The sequence below is a fragment of the Fusibacter sp. 3D3 genome, from assembly GCF_001748365.1.
Taxonomy (GTDB): domain Bacteria; phylum Bacillota; class Clostridia; order Peptostreptococcales; family Acidaminobacteraceae; genus Fusibacter_A.
Window position 1 is genome coordinate 40559 of record NZ_BDHH01000007.1, and the last position, 19296, is coordinate 59854.

The following is a 19296-nucleotide window of genomic DNA, read 5'->3' on the forward strand; positions in this document are numbered from 1 at the left end:
AAGGCATCAGAACTTTTTTTACTCTTCAAGAATGATTAGATTTCTTTTGTAATCTAAATAATGCTTTGTGAGCAGTGACATGGTTTCGTTCATTTTAACTTGAAGATCAGATGCTGTTTGGAAATCACTTGAATCTAGCGCTTCTCTTATTCTAGTGAAGAGCGACTTCGCAGATAGAGAATCTTTCATTAAGAAAGTTTTCAATGATTTAATTTTTTCCCAGTTTACAACATCAAGATCTGAAATTTCATCATTGCCATGTAGTTTCTTAAAGCGTCTGATCGTGTTGATGTTTGAAGGAATAATTCTTTCTTTTAATTCGATAGACCACTCTGACAACATAAATGATCTATAGGATGCAATGATCTTAGGCGTAAACACATCGTTTTGAGTTAATAAAGCTACTTTTTCAGTGTATTTATCAAAGGCAATTAAATTTTCGTATACTGTTTTAGGTGGCATGCCGAATAAACGGTCTCTTTCTTCAGAAGAGTAATCTTCAAAAACATCCTCTTCGCTTCTGTATGCGCGATTTTTATCAAGGTAGTAGTGATCATCGCCATATGACTTGCTAAAACCAGCTTCAACTTCTTTTAAGCTGAGTTTAGAGTCTAAAGTAGCTTTGATGCCATCAAGTCCTGCTTGGCAAACTGCAGCTAACAAGAGGTATGTGTTGGAATTCGGATTTGGTGCTCTGAGTTCAAAACGTGTTGCGTATTTGCTGTTCATGTCTCTAACAAGTCCAGCGAGTACGGTTCTGTTACGAGAGGGTACTTCTGGGCTGTGGCCTAAAGAGGAAACGATACAAACAGGTGCTTCAAAACCAGGTTTAAGTCTATTTAAGCTGTCGTTAGTTGAAGAAACAAAAGGATTGATCACTTCGTAATTTTTAAGGAGTCCCATGAGTACGCCATAGCCGATTTTGCTCATGAAATATTCACTCATTACTTTTGGTGTGAAGAGGTTAACGGTCTTGCCGTTTTTAAGGACAACAGCTGCACCAATGTGATGATGTTCACCACTGCCTGCAACGCCTTCAAGTGGTTTTGCTTGGAAGGTTACGCTAAGGCCATTTTTTTCAAATACATCTTTGATAATGTCTTTCGCAATAAGTTCTTTATCGGCAGCAAGTAATGTCTTGTCGTATTTCCAGTCGATCTCCAATTGTTCCATAACATGTGTAAATGTATTTGTGCCCGCAAGCTTAGAGGCAACGCCACCTACTTCTTTATGGCCCATTTCAGGCTCAAAACCGTATAATTCAAGCATTTCAAGTGATTGCTCAAGGGAAGTTCTCACTTGACCATAAGTTCTTTTCCAGTATTGCTCTTTTAAATTTTGAGAAGCAGACAATTTTTCGATGTCTGTTTTAGTGTCGGGTGTTTTCACCCAAAATTCAAGTTCAGTTGCACTTGTCAATACAACATCTTCTATGTCATCTGTTTTTGTGATCTCAGGGTATTCTTCAAGTAAATCTGGATAGTTGCTAAATAGAGCAATAATTTCAGTTTTAAAATTTGCGACGGCATTTTTTAAGACGCTTCTTGAACAAACTTCTTTATCGTCATGGATTAAGAAAGCTGGAATCAATAATGTGCCCACGGGTGTACCTTCGCAAGTTAAATTGCTATAATTGTAGTCGATAACCCAATTTGCTGTTAAGTCTGGAATTAAGTCTACTTTTGCATTGTTTATTGTTGCAATCTCCGGTAAATAAACGGAAGAACCGTCTGTCTGAATACCATTTTTTAAAAAGCCATCAACATCACCCAATAATTGACTAACAGGCACTTTTTCGTCAGTGTGATTATTACCAAAGTCCACTGCAAGTAGTGAAACAAATTGAACTTCAGGGTGAGCTGTTAATAATGCGGATAATTTATCTTTTGTCTTGTCTTCAGCTTTGATGATATAAAGCAAGTCTTTCATAAAATCCTCCTTGTAGGTTCTGACACCTTGATATAATGAATTATTATAACACAAGAGAAAAAAATGTAAAGTTTTATTTTGTAACGTAAAAGCGCGTAAATGTTGTATTATAATTGATACAAGAGAGTGTTATCAAAAATTAATATTATAAAACTGAGTCTAATGTTCGTGTTTATGGCGAGTGGATTGTTAGATATAAAAGTAGTTTCATATGAGAGTGAAGCTTTTTATGGCGTAAAGACACTGTAATTATAGGCGGTTTGTAATGCGCAAAATTTATTTTTATTTTTATCCAATAAGGAACAAGCGAAAATAAAATTTCAGTCTTATAAATGATAATATTCGGATTCTGAATAAGATTTTACTTTAAATTTTCTTTCCTTATAAGACTGTTCATCAAATTTGGTTTTATGGTATAATTTAAATATATGGTTTTATATGAGAATGGACTAAAAATGCAATAGAGGATGAGAGGACGCCATGAGATATTATGATTTTAGAAGTGATACAGTAACGCAACCTACAGATCACATGAGAGCAATGATGGCAAAAGCAATTGTAGGTGACGATGTCTATGAAGATGATCCAACAGTAAAACAACTCGAAAGCCAAAGCGCTAAATTACTTGGAAAAGAAGCTGCATTATTTGTACCAAGCGGTACTTTTGGAAATCAACTTGCAATCTTAACGCATACCAAAAGGGGAGATGAAGTCATTTTAGGACAGGATTGTCATATTGTGATGCATGAAGTAGGTGCTGCTGCAGTTATTTCTGGTGTTCAACTCAGACAAGTTCAAACCAACAACGGCAGTATGAGTGTTTTGGAAATAGAAAAAATGATAAGAGAGTCTGATATTCATTATCCAGATACAGGTCTTATCTGTGTTGAAAATGCACATTCGTGTGGGGCTGTGGTCAGCGTCAAGCACATGCATAAAATTTATGAATTGGCACAAAAGCATGGTGTTCCCGTGCATTTGGACGGTGCAAGAATTTTTAATGCCGCAAAGGCCTTGGATGTAGCGCCGACTGAAATCGCAGCATGCGCAGATTCAATCATGTTCTGTTTAAGTAAAGGCTTATGTGCACCTGTGGGTTCTATGCTCGTGGGATCAAAAGACTTTATCAGTAAAGCACGCAAGATGAGAAAACTTATGGGGGGCGGCTTAAGACAAGTTGGCTTCTTAGCAGCTGCTGGCATAGTGGCTCTAGAGGATATGATAGAGCATTTGCCTGTAGATCATGAGCATGCAAAATATCTTGCTGAAAAATTAAGTGAAATTGACAAAATTGAAGTGCTAGATCATCGACTGGATATCAATATGGTTTTTGTGAAATTTAGCAGAGAACTTGATGACCGATTTATAAGTGAGCTCCATGAAAAGGGCATAAAAATTAATGGGCCTGAAAATGGAGAATACAGATTTGTAACGCATTACTGGATTGATAAAGAGGCAATTGATCTCCTCGTTAAAGCCATTAAAAATTACATTTAGGGGGAAGCGATGAACTATACTATAGAAGACCTCAAAGAAGCTGTCGTAAGGCTTGAAGATGCTTTGGTGACTCATGAAACAGAAGATGTCGATATGTGTGTCAGATTGATAAAAAATATTTCAAGTCAAATAAAGACGGATTATTGGTCCGATCATGTTAAAGAAGATGAAATCGTGATTCAGCCGGTGGCACATCATAATCATGATTATAAAATCATAAATACGATAGAGTTTTTATATAAACCGATGCACTTTGTCGATGTTTATGAAGGTAATGAGATTGAATATTTTGCAAAGGAACGGTCAGAAGAATTGCTTGAATCTGGTGCGATGGAAAAGCATAATGACTTTTGGTCTACGCATGAGATTATATATGGGAACGTCTACGGTTCCTTGCCACTAGAACTTTTACCTCCTGATAATATCTCTAAACTTTTGAGATGTGGTTGGAAAAAAGCAAATGTGGATATCGTTGAATTTTTAGAAACGGTTGCAGAGGAGCGTATTCGGGAGATCGCATCGTACAAATATAGACATTATATTATCATTAAAGAACTTGAAACGGGTTCGTATTTATTATTGAGGTATAATTTCTAAAATTCAAAGGAGCATCATGTTTATAAATGACGAAACACTAAAACTTGAATATCAAGTTGAAGCAAAAGAAAATGGCTTAAAAGTAATTGATGTCGTTGCAACGTGTATGAATATTTCAAGTCGTTTAATTAGAAAATGTAAAAGTAATCATAATATTTTACTCAATCGAAAGAAAACTTCTGTAAACCAGATCGTGAACGCAGGCGATGTGATCACTTTAATGCTTGATCATGATGAAAATACATTTGAAGCCAATCCCATCGAAATTAATATTGTGTTTGAAAGCGCCGATATGATGGCGATTAATAAACCCCCATTTCTGGTAGTGCATCCAACCAAAGGGCACCCAGAAGGGACTTTAGCCAATGCAATTTCATATTATCAATATAAAAGTAATCAAAATTTTAAAACACGTTTTATTAATCGACTAGATCGTGATACTTCTGGTATTGTCCTCATAGCCAAAAATGCTTATGCGCAGCAATTTATCTCCGAACAAATGCAAAATGACGCGGTTGATAAAATCTATTATGCCGTGGTAGAAGGTGTTTTAACTTCTGATCGTGGGACTATTAACGAGCCGATAGAGCGGGCAGAGGAAGGCGATATCTTGAGAATAGTAAGACCTGATGGTTTGCCTTCAATTACACACTATGAAGTCATAGAGCGGTTTAAGGGATTCTCCCTTTTGAGAGTGAAGCTTGAAACGGGTAGAACGCACCAGATTAGAGTCCATTTAGCCCACATTGGTCATGGTATTGTGGGAGATCACTTGTATGGTAACGTATCCGATTTAATCGAGAGACAGGCACTTCACTGTTTTGAAATGGCATTCAAAAAACCACGTGGCAGTGAATGGATCGTGGTGAATGCACCTTTACCAGAAGATATAACTGAATTGATAGAATCGCTTAGAATCTTGTAATTTGGCGATGTTCATGGTATAATAAGTTAAGTGTTCTGGGGTGTTGGTCACCTTATAAATTCAACCACTGTTTAATCGTAGGGAGAACGTGTTCTACTGCGTATGACGCGCTACAATTTTGGTAGAAGTCAGAAACAGAAGATAGTCCACCCACCTAGTTGGGGTGTGGTGTGAGATTTATCGGGTGACGGCATTCTGGGCAGTATATAAGTTCATAAATGCAGTATATAAGTTCATAAATTTAGACACAAAAAAAGCGACATCATCGCTTTTTTTCTATGCATTTTTTCTATGCTTTTTTAGCTTGAGGTGCATTGTTTCGGTTTTCGTTGTGAGCAGTGTTATTTCCGTTGGTATTAGAGGCATTGCTTGTGCTGTTATTCGTAATGTTATTCGTAATATTATCGTTGTTTGATTTATCATTTCTATTTTTATTGGATTGTGTTTTTTTGAAATCGATGAGATTGTTGTTGATTTTATCGATGTTTCTTTCAGAAATCATGGCATCAACTTCGATGACTATTTCTTCTTCGGGATCTACGAAGCAATTGCCTTTATAAGTGGCGCCTTCTTCTGTGTTAAAACTTTTGCAGATGATATCGCCATTGAGAGAGGCTTTGTGATAAAGATTGATCTTACCTTTTGTTTTTGTATTGCCTTCAACGATGCCATAAATATCTGCATTTATACAGGTTATATTGCCGTTAATATAGGCTTCTTCAGTAACTATGATGTTGCCAAGCGACTTGATATCACCAAGTACTTTACCATCGACACGGATGCTACCTTCACTTTCAATATCCCCTTTAATAATAGAACTTGGACCAATTATAATGTCAAATTTAAATTCGACTTCTTTCTTTGGAAACATGACAGACCTCCTATTTTTCTTTTAATATATTGAGTGGATTGATTTGAGTGTCATTAAACCTCACTTCAAAGTGTAGATGCGTGCCAGTACTTTTACCAGATGACCCCATAGTTCCAATGAGTTGACCTTTTGTAACGGTGCTGCCTTTGCTGGCTTTGAGTTCATTTAAATGTGCATACACGGTTTTATAGCCATAACCATGATTGATAATGATTACATTGCCAAAGCTACCGTTCCATCCCGCAAATATAACGATCCCATCACCGGCTGTATAGACATTTGTGCCAGTGGCATTTGCGAGGTCGATGCCTTTGTGACTAGCTGTTTTTCCAGTTACAGGATCTCTCCGAAAACCAAATGGAGAAGTTAATTTACCCTGAGTAGGATATAGATCAGGCCGACATTCCAAGTAAGTTATTTGGGATTGTAAAGTGGTGATCAGCTCTGAATATTCATTGCCTTGTTCTAAAATGAGTTTTGAAATTTCATCATTGGCAATAAGATCTGCCAGTTGACTGAGTAGAGCATCCTCTTCAGGGATTAACCCATCAGTGGATGTGTTAATGAAGCGGTCAAAGGAGCGACTTATCGGAACAGAAATGTTTGAACTTGTCTCCTGATTGAACATGGATACAAGTTGAGAGACGTTTTGGTTGACGGCATCCATTTCAATTAATCTTGAATTAACATAGGTCAAGGTATCCTCAAGAGATGTTTTCAGCACTGTGATTTCTTCCAATCTCAGATTATTTATACTTTCTAAAGACTGGAGTTGATCTTCTTTTATAATCATATTTTTATTTAAGGTAGAATTTTGTGTGGTTAAAATGATAGAATGTAGTCGAGTCGTGACGGTAGTGGTGAGTAAAGCAAGATTGGCGAGGATTAGTAGAATTAATATTGAGAATGCGATCGCTAAGTTAAAATGCCATTGCTTAATACTCTTTTGGGACTTAGGAATGACCATGATGGTTACTTTATTTTGTCTAAAGTAATTTTTGAGTTTATTCATATATCCTCCATTGAATAGCAAATTATATATCATTTTATCACAATTTTTTATAAAAGTTCAATGAATCCATAAAAATTAGTTTACCTAAGTTCTATTATTCTGTAAAATAGAATATATGCAAGAATGTGTTAAAATCTGGTTGGTGACTTTATTGATATAACATAGATATCACAAAAATCAGTTTTTAAACAACTTTTATGTTTAACGATAATGAGATAAAAAATGGAGGCCTATTGGGAATGGATGAAAGAACTGTTAGAATCGAAGAAAATTTAAGAAGAGTATGCTATAAAATCAAAAAGAAGGGAAGAGAGATATTAAATGATGTTGATATCACCCCACCTCAGTTTGAAGCTTTGCAATACTTGATTTATGAACAGAATCTAACAATAGGTGAGTTGAGTTCAAGAATGTATCTCGCGTGCAGTACTGTGACTGATTTATTAGATCGCATGGAGAGAAACGAACTTGTTAAACGTGTAAAAGACGAAAATGACCGTAGAATTGTAAGAATAGAGGTCCTTCAAAAAGGTCATGACTTACTTCAAAGTGTTATGGAAACAAGACGAAAATATGTGGCGGAAATTATGACTGAGTTAAGTGAAGATACAATCAATGGTATAGATGATAGCTTTAGAATTTTTAATGAAAAAGTTGAGTTGTAAAGTACGCGATGCTTTACTGCTTTTATCAGTGGGTGACGGCATTATATAATGGGGGCGTAATTATTTGAAAGTTATAAACAACCGATATCACGTCTTGGAAACGTTATCAAGAGAAAGCAGTGTTGTTGAATATTTGGTTGAAGATACGAAAAAAAATCATCAAATTAAACGCATTCGGATATTTGATACAGAAATATCAAATTATGAGTTTATGAAATCTATGGAGGAAAATTTTGTAGATATATCCACATATATACACGATCAAATTTTAACGGCTTATGAATTTAAACCCATCTATACGATAAATGGAAGTAAGGTAACGCGTAAGCAGTTTTTTTACACTTACGAGCATTACGATGAAAATTTAACGGTACCTTATTTTGAACTCAATAAATCAGAAATTAATAGTGTGATCGTGCAGCTGTGTAAAGCGATAAGATTTTTACATTTCAGAGGTATAATTTATAAATATCTCAATTTCAATGCGATAGTACTTTTAAGAGAGAACGGACAAATAAAACTTAAACTCAAAGATATAGCCAATAATTATATTAATGACTATTTCTTTAAGTTAGATCATGAAAGATATCAACAATTTATTGCACCGGAGATCTTATGGGGTGAAGAAGTTGACAATCATGCTGATATCTATTCATTAGGCGTTATGTTCTATTATTTGTATTATAGAGTGGATTTTACGTTGAAATCACTTCAGAGTTTGTCTAAAAATGTGAACAACACAGATATTCATAAGTTTATTTTAAAGGCATCAAATCATATTAAAGATGAAAGACATGATCATATACAAGCGTTTATTGATGAATTGACTAAATTGATTTGGATTGAAGTTGAAAAAGATGATATTAAATTCTATGATCGGATTCATGAGAAAACGATAATTGTGGGTAGAGATGCCATCATAACCGAATGTAAAGAAATCATATTTGATAAAATGAAGAAAATCGTAGGTTTAAATGGCATCTATATTCAAGGGGAAAATGGCATTGGCAAATCACGTGTGCTCAAGGAACTTGAATATACGGCCAAATTCAATCGAATTGCCTATGTGACGATTGATGCAATGAAATCTGAAGAGGACTCTTTTTATGCAATCAAAGAGATTATTTCCTTTATTGCGACTCAAGATGATGTTTCACCGTTGCTCATACAAAAATATGGGCAAGAGCTTGCGAAAATATTGCCAGAACTGACTTCTAAATGGAATTTAAAAGAAATGAAACCGTTTAATTTAGAAGCTCAAAAGATGAGACTTCTTAACAGAGCTTTCAATTTCTTTGTAGAATACAGCAACAATAAATATATGATTTTATTGGTCGATGATGAAGAATATATTCATCCTGATGAAAGGTATTTTTTTGACCAATTGGTTCATCATAAAGGCCATGCGAATTTTATGCTGATCTTCACAGGTGTGGATCAAGATAGACCTTATCAGATGTTTCCTGATACCATTCGGCCTGTAAAATTACCGTTTTTAAATTTAGAAGAAACGGGTAAAATTGTTCAGAAATCTCTTGGCATCAGCAAGATTCCTTATCGGTTTACACATCGAATTATGATAGAGTCTATGGGGAAACCAAACAGTACGAAAAGACTTGTCAAGAAATTGTGGCTTGAAAAAGTGATCTTTTTTGATCAAGAACATTTACAGTGGAATTTGGATCAAGTCGACGATGGTTATAAATTTGAATATGCAGAAGAAAATGATTTGGAAATAATAAAAATGATTGAGGATATTGTTCCTAAGCATATTGAAATTTTAAAAAAAATAGCTGTTTTAAAAGGCGCATTTAATCTAAATGTACTTCTGAGCTATGCGGAGATAGACGAGGAGCAAGCTTACTATTTTATTTTCGAGATGGAGTCTAAAAAGATTCTTAACAAACGTATAAGTGATGTTGAGTATGTTTTTGGATTTTATAAAAATGAGGTTAAAAAATATTTTGTGGATCTATTATCAGTAGAAGAAGTGAAGTCTCTATCACAAAAGGCAGCCTCTATATATGAGCATCGGTTTAAAGTTTATGATGAGATCAATGAAACTTTGATTGATTATTTGATCGCATCGGAGAATTTCGTCGAGGCAGCTCAGTATTCAGCTCTTTTTTCAAAGTATTATATTGAAAAATCTAATAGCCATAAAGGGATTGATTTGCTTGAGCAGGCCAGTCAAATATACGATCATTTATATGATGTGAGCAATATTATAAAAACATCTAAAAAGCTGATCAAGAATTATATTAGTATTGGGAAATTAGATAAAGCGTACGAAAAAATCTTATTTTTAATTGAGTTGACTGAAGCGGATTATCCAGAGGATCATATTGATGCCCAACTTGAACTGGCAGATATCTATTACTACAAGTACGATATTAATAAAGCAACGGATCAGATAGCGTTTTACTTCGATCAATCCCAGCAACTTGACTATCTAGAAGGTGAATTTAAATCGGCTCAACTCTTATGTCGATGTTTTGCAGAAAAAGGGGATTTAGATAAAGTTTTTAAACTTATTGATTCTTATTTAGCGAAAGCGAAAGCCATAAATCATCGTTATTATACGGCTGTGTTTTTAAGTGAACTTGGACGTTACAATCATTTCATGAATCGATTTGATGAAAGTCTTGAAGCTTTCAATAATGCACTTGATATCTTTAATGAAATTGAAGATGAAGAGCACATCATTAAGATTTATAATAACTTTGGTGTAATCTACTTAGATGAATTGGGAGATTACATTGTTGCAAGAGAATATTTTAGAAAGGCATACAATAAAGCCAATGCACGAAATCACTATGTTTCAACACCAATACATCTCAATAATCTAGGGGAGACCTATAAAATTGAAGGCAAGTTTCAAACGGCCATAAAGTATTTTGAAGAGTCATATCTTTTAGCTGAAAATGTGGGCGATAAGAATATGGTTATTTTATCATTGCTCAATTTGTGCTATGTTTCACTTCTGATAGAGCATTATGGTAAAACGCATACTTTGATTAATAGACTTGAGCATGAAATTAGTGCGATAAAAAATAGAGAATTTGATAAATTTGATTATTTCATGCTTCACTTTGAATACTTTATTACGATGAATAGTGTGATGAAAGTCGAAAAATGGCGTTATGATTTTGATGCAGATGAGATTAAGGATGACTATAGACGTTTTAGGATAAAAGTCATTGATCTCATTATAAAATATCGAAAAAGTGCCCTTATTATTTCGAGCAAGCAAGTGCCCTTTGACGATATTAAGGCATTGAGCTCGACTGTAAAAAACCCAACTGAAGCAATGCTCGTTAGAAATTTTCTTTTAGATATTATGATTGATTTTATTGATTATGCTGATTTTATTGAAGTTAAAAAATTGATTAAATTGGATGATCAACTTGTTGCGCTTTATAATACAAAGCATGTTCGGTTGAAAAGAGCTTTTATAGATGCGTGTCGAGGAGCAGGTAGCTTTCAATGTGTAGACGAAATGATTCCTCTGATCAAAGAAGAATCGCAAGAATTACTTTGGAGAGCCTACAAGTTTTTAGGAGATGATGCGTATCATGCGAATCATCAGTATAATGCCCTTAAATTTTATTTAATGTCATTAGATATCATCGCAGATTTATCCATAGAGATTGCTCAAGAATATAAAGAAACCTATATTTTATATGATGATTCTAAAATGACCCTTAAAAATAGAATCAATAAAATCATCAAAAATTTTCTAAACTTTGAGAATACGTCTGGTCATCAGATCTATTTTGAAGAACGCATAGATACAGTTGATGATTACTTTGATCTAAATCATTTTAATTTGCTTTATCAAAATAAAAGTTTTGTGAAATCGGTCTATGAGCATTATAAATTTAGTGCCGTCGCTTCTTTTCAAACGCCCACGGATCTCATTAAAAGCCTTGGCAAAGATGACCGAGAAAATCTTCAGATGATTTTAAGGTACCTCATTCATATGACAATTGCCGAACGCGGCATGATTTACATGTTGGATGTTAACGATAATATAGATGAAATCATAAAAACATCAGATGATGTTTTAGGGTATGATATCCTCAAGTTAATCAATAGTATTGGAAATGATTTAGAGGGTGTCTATATATCAAAATTAGATGCGGATACGAACGTTCAGATTCTTTCAGATGAACAGAAAGGCATTATCTTTTTTCCGATCTATGAATCTGTAAATGAGAGTGCGAAACTTGAAAAGCGTCGAGAAGATCTGCTCATTGTAAGGAAAAGAGTCGTTGGATATGTTTTTCTGGATACCAATAATGTGATCAATCGCTTTAACCCACAATCTTTTAATCAAAGCAAATCCTTTATGAATTTAATCTATCTCATGATGGACAATTACAATTTAAAATTAATTTCATCCGTTGATAAACTCACAGGCGTTCAACTCAGAAAAGCAATTGAGCTTGCTTTTACAAGAGAACTCAATCTTTCGAGGCAAAACAACACGTGCCTATCGGTTATTATGCTTGATATTGATAAATTTAAAAACGTCAATGACACTTATGGGCACCGTAAAGGAGATGAAATTCTTTCGAAGATTGGAGAGTTGTTAAATGCTTCTATTCGAAATACGGATTATGTTGGACGTTATGGCGGTGAGGAGTTCGTAATCATCTTACCGGAGACCAATGTGGTTGATGGCTTAAAAGTGGCTGAAAAGATTCGATCTAAAGTGGCACATCAGAAACTTTTAGGGGAGGAAATGCCACTCACAGTGAGCCTTGGTGTATCCACCTATCCAGATGATGGCGTCAACGAAGAAGAACTCGTGGAGAAAGCCGATCAGGCGCTATATTACTCTAAAAATAATGGCCGTAATCAATCCAATAGTTGGCATGAGAAACTTGTTAAAGCAGGCCACAGATACGATAAACTGGCTGGAATTCTAACGGGTAATATTTCTGCGGATACGCGAAATGTGCAAGCCTTAACGGATATACTGGCCCAATTGGAAAATTCAAAAAGTGCTGAAGATCGCATTAAAGACACTTTTATCACACTTCTTGATATTACAGAAGCAGAAGAAATTTGTTTTATAAAATATGACGAAAATTGGACCATTAAAGAAGTGATCAGTAAAAAGAAAGGTCATGATATACTGACCTCAGATATCTATATTAATCAAAGGCTTCTTGATCAATTTCAGAACACAACAGAAAGTCAGTATTTTATTGATTGGGAAGAAAGTGTATCTTACGATAAGATGACCCATATTCCTAATTGGAAGTCGTACATTGTAATGAGCTATAATGAACTTGGGAAAAAAGGAATCCTTTCAATTTCTGTACCGATTCATGAAAAGGAACTTGATTTTAGTAATTATAACTTTGTAGAAACTTTAAAGTTAGTCATAAGTTATATATTATTTTAACATTTATTGCATTTTAGACAGATAGTTACTATACTGATTTTGTGTGTAGTCACTTTTTATGAAAAGAGGAAATAATGATTTTAAATGATTTTTTACCGGTCAATAAAGCGGATATGGCTAAGCTTGATTGGGACTATTTAGACTTTGTATTGGTATCTGGAGATGCCTATGTAGACCATCCGAGTTTTGGCCCCATAGTCATTGCAAGAGTTTTACTGGATGCTGGATTTCGCGTGGGTATAATCGCACAGCCTGACTGGAATGATCCTAGTAGCATTGAAGTTTTAGGAGAGCCGAGACTGGGCTTTTTAGTATCCGCAGGGAATATGGACTCTATGGTGAACCATTACTATGTTTCAAGACGACATAGGGATACAGATAATTATTCTGAGGGGGGTGTCATGGGGAAGAGACCTGATCGTGCAACGCTGGTCTACACCAATCTGATTCGGAAGAAATATAGAAATAAACCGATTATTTTAGGCGGTATTGAAGCATCCCTTAGGCGGTTTGCACATTATGATTATTGGGAAGATTCTGTAAGGCGATCCATATTATTTGACAGTTCAGCAGATTTGCTGATCTATGGTATGGGCGAAAATCAAGTGGTTGAGATTGCAGAGTATCTCAATAATGGCATTGAGATTCAGTATATTCAACATGTTCCTGGAACGTGCTATATGACATCATCACTTGATAATTTAGATCAATATATAGAAATACCTTCATACGAAAGTGTTAAAGCCAATAAAGTTAAGTACGCTCAGGCTTTTAAAGTTCAATACGATGAACAAGATCCCATTAGAGGCAAAACTCTAGTTCAGAAGCACAATGGTGTTTATTTGGTGCAAAACCCGCCTACTATGCCCCTTGAAAGAGACCGTCTGGATTGGGTCTTTAATCTCGGGTATAGGAGACAATACCATCCTATGTATGAAGCGGGTGGAGGCATTCCTGCAATCAAAGAAGTTAAAATGGGCATCATCAGCGAAAGAGGTTGTTTTGGGAATTGCTCCTTTTGTGCACTTGCGTTTCATCAAGGCCGCATTATCACTTCGCGCTCACATGAGTCGATAATAGAGGAAGCGAAGATCATTCAGTTGGATGCGGATTATAAAGGTTATATCAACGACGTCGGAGGTCCGACAGCAAACTTTAGACATCCTGCCTGTAAAAAACAACTCAAGCACGGCGCTTGTAAACATAAGCAGTGTTTATACCCCGAACCTTGTGAACATCTGGATACCGATCATAGTGATTATATAGAGCTTCTCACGAAATTGAGAAACCTAGAAGGCGTTAAAAAAGTGTTTATTAGAAGCGGTATTCGGTACGATTACCTCATGTATGATCAAGATGATGCCTTTTTTTATGACTTGTGTCAGTATCATGTGAGTGGGCAGTTAAAAGTAGCACCAGAACATATTGATGAAACAGTTCTAGATTATATGGGAAAACCAAGTGGTAAACTCTATGGTCAGTTCGTTAAAAAATTTGATCAAATCAACCATGAACTTCAAAAAGAGCAATACATCATTCCTTATCTGATGAGTTCACATCCGGGAAGCACCATTCAATCTGCAATAAAATTAGCTGAATACCTCAGAGATATAAATTACACGCCAGAACAAGTCCAAGACTTTTATCCCACACCTGGGACCATGAGTACTTGCATGTATTACACTGAAATAGATCCCAGAACAATGAAGGCTGTATTTATCCCTAAAAGTAACAAGGAGAAGGCTATGCAGCGTGCGCTCCTCCAATATAAAAATCCAAGAAATTACGATTTGGTATATGAGGCATTAATTCTTGCCAACAGACAAGATTTGATCGGATTTCATGCAAAAGCACTCATAAAATCACGGTCAGAGCATTCGGGATATACGGGCTCTAAAAAAGGAAAACCGAGGGTATCCAATTCACAAACGTCTATAAAATCATCTGAGAAGACTAAAAAAAGACGGTAATTCGATAATATAACCCTTGAGGAGATGTCCCCCACTTCTTAAAGTGGGGGGCATATTCCTAATCCAGTGGGAGTATAAACTCCCACTGGATGCAATCCGGTAGGATTGCGCAAGGGTTACGAAGGTAGCGGAGCGGACTGAGTATACGCTTTGAGTATCAATGAAATGCGTTTATAACAAATTTTAAGGGGTGCTAAAATGAAAGAAAATAGGGTTATGATCGATGGAAAAAGTTTGACAATTGAAGATATTATCAACGTTTCAAGAAAAAATTTTAAAATCCAGATAACAGAAGACGCTTTAGTTAAAGTGGATAAAGCGAGAAAATTAGTCGATTATTTTGTAGATGAGAAAAAAGTAGTTTACGGGATCACCACGGGATTTGGTAAATTCTCTGATGTTGTTATTTCAAAAGAGGAGACGACTGATCTTCAAACCAATCTCATCATAAGTCATGCGTGTGGTGTGGGGACCCCTTTTACAGAAGATGTTTCCAGAGCTATTATGTTATTGCGTGTCAATAATTTAGCAAAAGGACATAGTGGTGTGAGAAGAGTGACGCTGAATACGCTTGTTGAAATGATCAATCGTGGTGTTCATCCCCTTATTCCAGAAAAGGGCTCGCTAGGTGCAAGCGGCGATTTAGCACCACTTGCACATATGGTTCTCGTTATGCTCGGTCTAGGTGAAGCCATCTATCAAGGAGAGAAACTCTCTGGCGCGGATGCCATGAAGAAAGCGGGTATTGAGACAATCGTATTGACATCTAAAGAAGGTTTGGCACTGATCAACGGCACTCAAGTCATGACTGCTGTGGGAACACTTGTCACTTATGAAGCGGTTCAGCTTTTAAAACTTTCAGATATTTCGACTTCTTTAACTGTAGAAGCGTTAAAAGGGATTACAGATGCTTATGATCCTAGACTGCATCAAGTTAGACCACATTTAGGACAAATCAAAACAGCAGAAAATTTGCTCAACATCTTGAAAGGCAGTAAACTCACAACTAAACAAGGTGAAATCAGAGTACAAGATGCCTATACGCTTAGATGTGTGCCTCAGATTCATGGCGCGAGCAAAGACGCGGTTCAATACGTGGTCGATAAAATTAATATAGAAATTAATGCCGTCACAGATAATCCAATTATTTTTCCAGATGATGAAGTGGCTTTTTCAGGCGGAAATTTCCACGGACAACCTATGGCGTTGCCATTTGATTTCCTTGGGATAGCACTTTCAGAAATAGCAAATGTTTCTGAGAGGAGAATAGAGAGACTTGTGAATCCACAACTCAGTGGTTTACCTGCTTTTTTAACACCACATGGCGGTTTGCATTCGGGTTTTATGATCGCTCAATATGCAGCAGCGGCACTTGTGTCTGAAAATAAAATATTGGCACATCCCGCAAGTGTGGACTCGATTCCTTCGTCAGCGAACCAAGAAGATCATGTGAGCATGGGGACTATTGCAGCTCGGAAAGCAAGAGAGATTTTGTTCAATGCTCAAAACGTGGTTGCAATCGAGTTATTGGCAGCGGCTCAGGCGATTGACTTTGATGATGCAAGTAAATTAGGCGCTGGTTCAAGAGCGGCATATGATGTCATCAGAAGAGAAGTCACAAAAATTGAAGAAGATCGTGTAATGTATCTGGATTTTAATAAAATATATGATATAATTAAAACTAATGAAATCGTAGAAAAAGTAGAAAGTGTCGTAGGGACACTGGCTATTAATTAGAAAGGTGATTATTTGTTATCTCAAGAAAAATTAGATCGTATCAATTTTTTAGCAAATAAGAAAAAGACTGAAGGATTGAACGATGAGGAGCTCAAAGAGCAATTAGAACTTCGAGAAGCTTATTTAAAAGCGTTTCGAAGTAGCTTTAAAAAGCAACTGGACAACATAGAAATTGTCTATAAGGATTAATTTTTGGGTAGATATCCCTTGAAACGATTAAAATTTCATTGGAGGTGTTTAAATGGCGGAGAAACAATACATTGTATTTAAGCTAAACGACGAAAAGTTCGCAGCCAATATCAACCACATCGCATCTATAACAGATTATGCTTCAATTACATCATTGCCAAATGGACCCGCATATGTGGATGGGCTTTTAAATCTGAGAGGCGATATCATACCCGTTGTCAACCTTAAGAAACGATTTAAAATGACGGATACAGTTGCAAGGGATAAACGCATCCTAATTGCTAGACGTGACGATATTCTCATTGGATTTTTAGTGGACGATGCCTCTCAGTCTATGTCTGTAGATGAAAAAGACGTGCTACCGCCTCCTAAAATTGCAATTAAAAAGGAGAATGCTTATATCTCAGAAGTGTGCATTCATAATAATGAATTGATAATCGTCATCGACCTAGATAAAGTCTTATCAGAAGATGAAATTAGTGAAATATTGGAAATCAATTAGTTAACAAATGTAAATTAAATAGGACCTATTTACTAAAAAAGCTCGCGTTATGTATATACGTGAGCTTTTATGATATAATAATCATTAGTCAAAACGTAGTGGAGTGTGTATTTTGAAGAATTTCATCGAGATAAAAGAATTGGATCAGATTATTAATAAAACAGCCGTCTCCATAGAAGACGGGAAGAAGGAGATTTTTGAGATCTCTGAGAAATCAAGACAAGATTACAATCACTATGAACAGGAACTTTTAAATATAAAAACGAAATTGACTTTAATTGTTAATGAGATTGACAAACTCGAAATTCGAGCTAAAATGGCCAAAAATATGATTGCTACGATTAACGCACATTTTGATGAATTTACAGAAAAGGACATCAAAGATGCCTATGAACTCTCTCAAAAAGTTCAAATTGAACTCTCTGTAAAGCGGCAAGAGGAAAGAGAGCTCCAAGATCGTAAAACAGAACTGGAAAGGCTTCTGATTGCCTCTAAAGATGTTATGAAGCGTTCTGAAGCACTTGAGACTAAAGTGAGTGTAGCTTTAGATTATTTGACCAATAGTATCTTTGAACAGTTAGAGGACCATAAACATAAAAAAGAAGTGAGCATAAAAATTATAGAAGCTCAAGAAAATGAAAAAAAGCGCATCTCTAGAGATATTCATGATGGGCCGGCCCAATCACTTGCCAATATCATTTTTAAAGCAGAGTATTTATCTAAGATTATTGATGTGGCACCTCATAAGGCTAAAAAAGAAATTTCAGAATTACAAGAAGATATTAGAGATACTCTGAAAGATATTCGGAAAATTATATATGATTTAATGCCTATGTCGCTCGATGATTTGGGTCTTATTCCAACACTCAATAAATTGATTTCAAATTTGATGGAAAGCCATCCCTTACAAATTGAAATGAAAATTAAAAATCTAGCACCCATTAACGATCCCCTGATCAACCTTACGGTTTTCAGAGTGGTGCAGGAGAGTTTTAACAACATCGTCAAGCATTCCAAATGTAAAAATGCATTATTATTGATAGATTGTACTGAGAAAAAAATTGAGGTGGAAATTATTGACGATGGTATTGGGTTTGATGCTAATGGGATGCTTAAGAAACCTAGCGGTTATGGCCTATACAATATGAGAGAAAGGATTGAGATGCTCAGTGGTATTTTTTCATTAAAGTCTCAAAATGGCAATGGCACCAAAATAAAAATTGTAATACCTAATAAAATATCTTGATGAGAGATGAATTTGGAGGAACTATATGAAGCCAATAAAAGTTGCAATTGTCGATGACCACGCACTAATTCGTGAAGGTATTAAAAAATTGCTTGAACTTGAGGAGAGCTTGGAAATTGTATTTTTAGCAGGTGATGGAGAAGAAGCTATAGCAATGCTTGATAAGCATATGCCAGATGTTATACTTCTTGATATCAATATGCCCAATTTGAACGGCATCGATACACTGCGTATTTTAAAAGATCAATTTAGTGAAATTAAGGTTATTATGCTCACGATTCATGAAGATGCGCAATACTTAATTGAGACCATCAATATTGGCGCAGAAGGTTATGTACTTAAAGATGCGGATGTGTCGTCACTCGTTAAAGCGATTCATAAAGTCACATTGGGTGAACTTTACATCCACCCAACACTTTCTGGTATTTTAGTAAAAGAATACAAGAAGAAGGATAAATCCATCGATGAAATGATTGGAACGAATTTGACAAAGCGTGAATATGAAGTCATTAGATTGATTTCTCAGGGGTACAATAACAAGGAAATTGCAACGGAACTGTTTATCAGCGAAAAAACTGTAAAAAATCACGTTTCCAATATTTTTAAAAAAATTAAAGTAACGGATCGTACTCAAGCGGCGCTTTATGCAATTAAGCACAATATTACAAAAATTTAATTCACTTGAACCTCAAATAATATTTCGGTATCCTATATATGTTAACTAAAGTATATTAACTGTA

At 35.5% G+C, this 19296-nt stretch carries 14 protein-coding genes and 1 other RNA gene; 12 read left to right on the forward strand and 3 right to left on the reverse strand.

Annotated elements, in window-relative coordinates:
* Nucleotides 1–18: 18 nt before the first annotated feature.
* Entirely contained in the window at nt 19–1929 is a 1911-nt protein-coding gene (locus F3D3_RS09690) for a glutamine synthetase (RefSeq protein ID WP_069873418.1), read from the reverse strand.
* Nucleotides 1930–2409: 480 nt separating this feature from the next.
* Between F3D3_RS09690 and ltaE the strand changes: the two genes are divergently transcribed.
* The 4 genes from ltaE (at nt 2410) to ssrS (ending at nt 5154) form a co-directional block, all read left to right on the forward strand.
* Nucleotides 2410–3426, forward strand: coding sequence for a low-specificity L-threonine aldolase (ltaE, locus tag F3D3_RS09695; RefSeq protein ID WP_069873420.1), 1017 nt, complete (start codon nt 2410–2412; stop codon nt 3424–3426).
* 9 nt (nt 3427–3435) lie between these two features.
* Nucleotides 3436–4023, forward strand: a complete 588-nt coding sequence (locus F3D3_RS09700) for a hypothetical protein (protein ID WP_069873422.1) — start codon at nt 3436–3438, stop codon at nt 4021–4023.
* 16 nt (nt 4024–4039) lie between these two features.
* Complete coding sequence (locus tag F3D3_RS09705; RefSeq protein ID WP_069873424.1) at nt 4040–4948, forward strand: RluA family pseudouridine synthase; 909 nt, start codon at nt 4040–4042, stop codon at nt 4946–4948.
* A 29-nt stretch (nt 4949–4977) separates the two neighbouring features.
* A non-coding RNA gene (gene ssrS, locus F3D3_RS09710) (6S RNA) lies at nt 4978–5154 on the forward strand.
* Between the two features lie 83 nt (nt 5155–5237).
* Here the strand turns inward: ssrS and F3D3_RS09715 are convergent.
* Nucleotides 5238–5819 (reverse strand): polymer-forming cytoskeletal protein, encoded by a 582-nt coding sequence (locus F3D3_RS09715; RefSeq protein WP_069873426.1) that lies wholly within the window; start codon nt 5817–5819, stop codon nt 5238–5240.
* A gap of 10 nt (nt 5820–5829) precedes the next feature.
* Complete coding sequence (locus F3D3_RS09720) at nt 5830–6831, reverse strand: M23 family metallopeptidase (protein WP_069873428.1); 1002 nt, start codon at nt 6829–6831, stop codon at nt 5830–5832.
* A 239-nt stretch (nt 6832–7070) separates the two neighbouring features.
* Here F3D3_RS09720 and F3D3_RS09725 point away from each other — a divergent pair, with 239 nt between their 5' ends.
* From F3D3_RS09725 to F3D3_RS09755, 8 genes are all read left to right on the forward strand, one after another.
* Nucleotides 7071–7496 (forward strand): MarR family winged helix-turn-helix transcriptional regulator, encoded by a 426-nt coding sequence (locus F3D3_RS09725; RefSeq protein WP_069873430.1) that lies wholly within the window; start codon nt 7071–7073, stop codon nt 7494–7496.
* 64 nt (nt 7497–7560) lie between these two features.
* A complete protein-coding gene (locus tag F3D3_RS09730) occupies nt 7561–12912 on the forward strand; it encodes a diguanylate cyclase (RefSeq protein WP_069873433.1) in 5352 nt (1783 codons plus the stop codon).
* Nucleotides 12913–12986: 74 nt separating this feature from the next.
* Complete coding sequence (locus F3D3_RS09735; RefSeq protein WP_069873435.1) at nt 12987–14882, forward strand: YgiQ family radical SAM protein; 1896 nt, start codon at nt 12987–12989, stop codon at nt 14880–14882.
* 198 nt (nt 14883–15080) lie between these two features.
* The gene (gene hutH, locus F3D3_RS09740) at nt 15081–16619 is read left to right on the forward strand and encodes a histidine ammonia-lyase (protein ID WP_069873437.1); all 1539 of its coding nucleotides are present in this window, start codon (nt 15081–15083) and stop codon (nt 16617–16619) included.
* 12 nt (nt 16620–16631) lie between these two features.
* Nucleotides 16632–16808 carry a DUF896 domain-containing protein gene (locus F3D3_RS23340; protein ID WP_084388933.1) on the forward strand — a complete coding sequence of 59 codons (177 nt, stop codon included), beginning with the start codon at nt 16632–16634 and terminating at the stop codon, nt 16806–16808.
* A gap of 52 nt (nt 16809–16860) precedes the next feature.
* A complete protein-coding gene (locus F3D3_RS09745) occupies nt 16861–17310 on the forward strand; it encodes a chemotaxis protein CheW (protein WP_069873439.1) in 450 nt (149 codons plus the stop codon).
* 112 nt (nt 17311–17422) lie between these two features.
* Nucleotides 17423–18556: a sensor histidine kinase gene (locus F3D3_RS09750; protein WP_069873441.1), complete on the forward strand. Its 1134-nt coding sequence runs from the start codon at nt 17423–17425 to the stop codon at nt 18554–18556.
* A gap of 25 nt (nt 18557–18581) precedes the next feature.
* Nucleotides 18582–19232, forward strand: a complete 651-nt coding sequence (locus tag F3D3_RS09755) for a response regulator transcription factor (RefSeq protein ID WP_069873443.1) — start codon at nt 18582–18584, stop codon at nt 19230–19232.
* Nucleotides 19233–19296: the final 64 nt, after the last annotated feature.

Excerpts from the sequence above, each read along its gene's own strand:
- F3D3_RS09690 (WP_069873418.1), bottom strand. The coding sequence starts at position 1,929 with ATGAAAGACTTGCTTTATATCATCAAAGCTGAAGACAAGACAAAAGAT.
- ltaE (WP_069873420.1), top strand. The coding sequence starts at position 2,410 with ATGAGATATTATGATTTTAGAAGTGATACAGTAACGCAACCTACAGAT.
- F3D3_RS09700 (WP_069873422.1), top strand. The coding sequence starts at position 3,436 with ATGAACTATACTATAGAAGACCTCAAAGAAGCTGTCGTAAGGCTTGAA.
- F3D3_RS09705 (WP_069873424.1), top strand. The coding sequence starts at position 4,040 with ATGTTTATAAATGACGAAACACTAAAACTTGAATATCAAGTTGAAGCA.
- F3D3_RS09715 (WP_069873426.1), bottom strand. The coding sequence starts at position 5,819 with ATGTTTCCAAAGAAAGAAGTCGAATTTAAATTTGACATTATAATTGGT.
- F3D3_RS09720 (WP_069873428.1), bottom strand. The coding sequence starts at position 6,831 with ATGAATAAACTCAAAAATTACTTTAGACAAAATAAAGTAACCATCATG.
- F3D3_RS09725 (WP_069873430.1), top strand. The coding sequence starts at position 7,071 with ATGGATGAAAGAACTGTTAGAATCGAAGAAAATTTAAGAAGAGTATGC.
- F3D3_RS09735 (WP_069873435.1), top strand. The coding sequence starts at position 12,987 with ATGATTTTAAATGATTTTTTACCGGTCAATAAAGCGGATATGGCTAAG.
- hutH (WP_069873437.1), top strand. The coding sequence starts at position 15,081 with ATGAAAGAAAATAGGGTTATGATCGATGGAAAAAGTTTGACAATTGAA.
- F3D3_RS09745 (WP_069873439.1), top strand. The coding sequence starts at position 16,861 with ATGGCGGAGAAACAATACATTGTATTTAAGCTAAACGACGAAAAGTTC.
- F3D3_RS09755 (WP_069873443.1), top strand. The coding sequence starts at position 18,582 with ATGAAGCCAATAAAAGTTGCAATTGTCGATGACCACGCACTAATTCGT.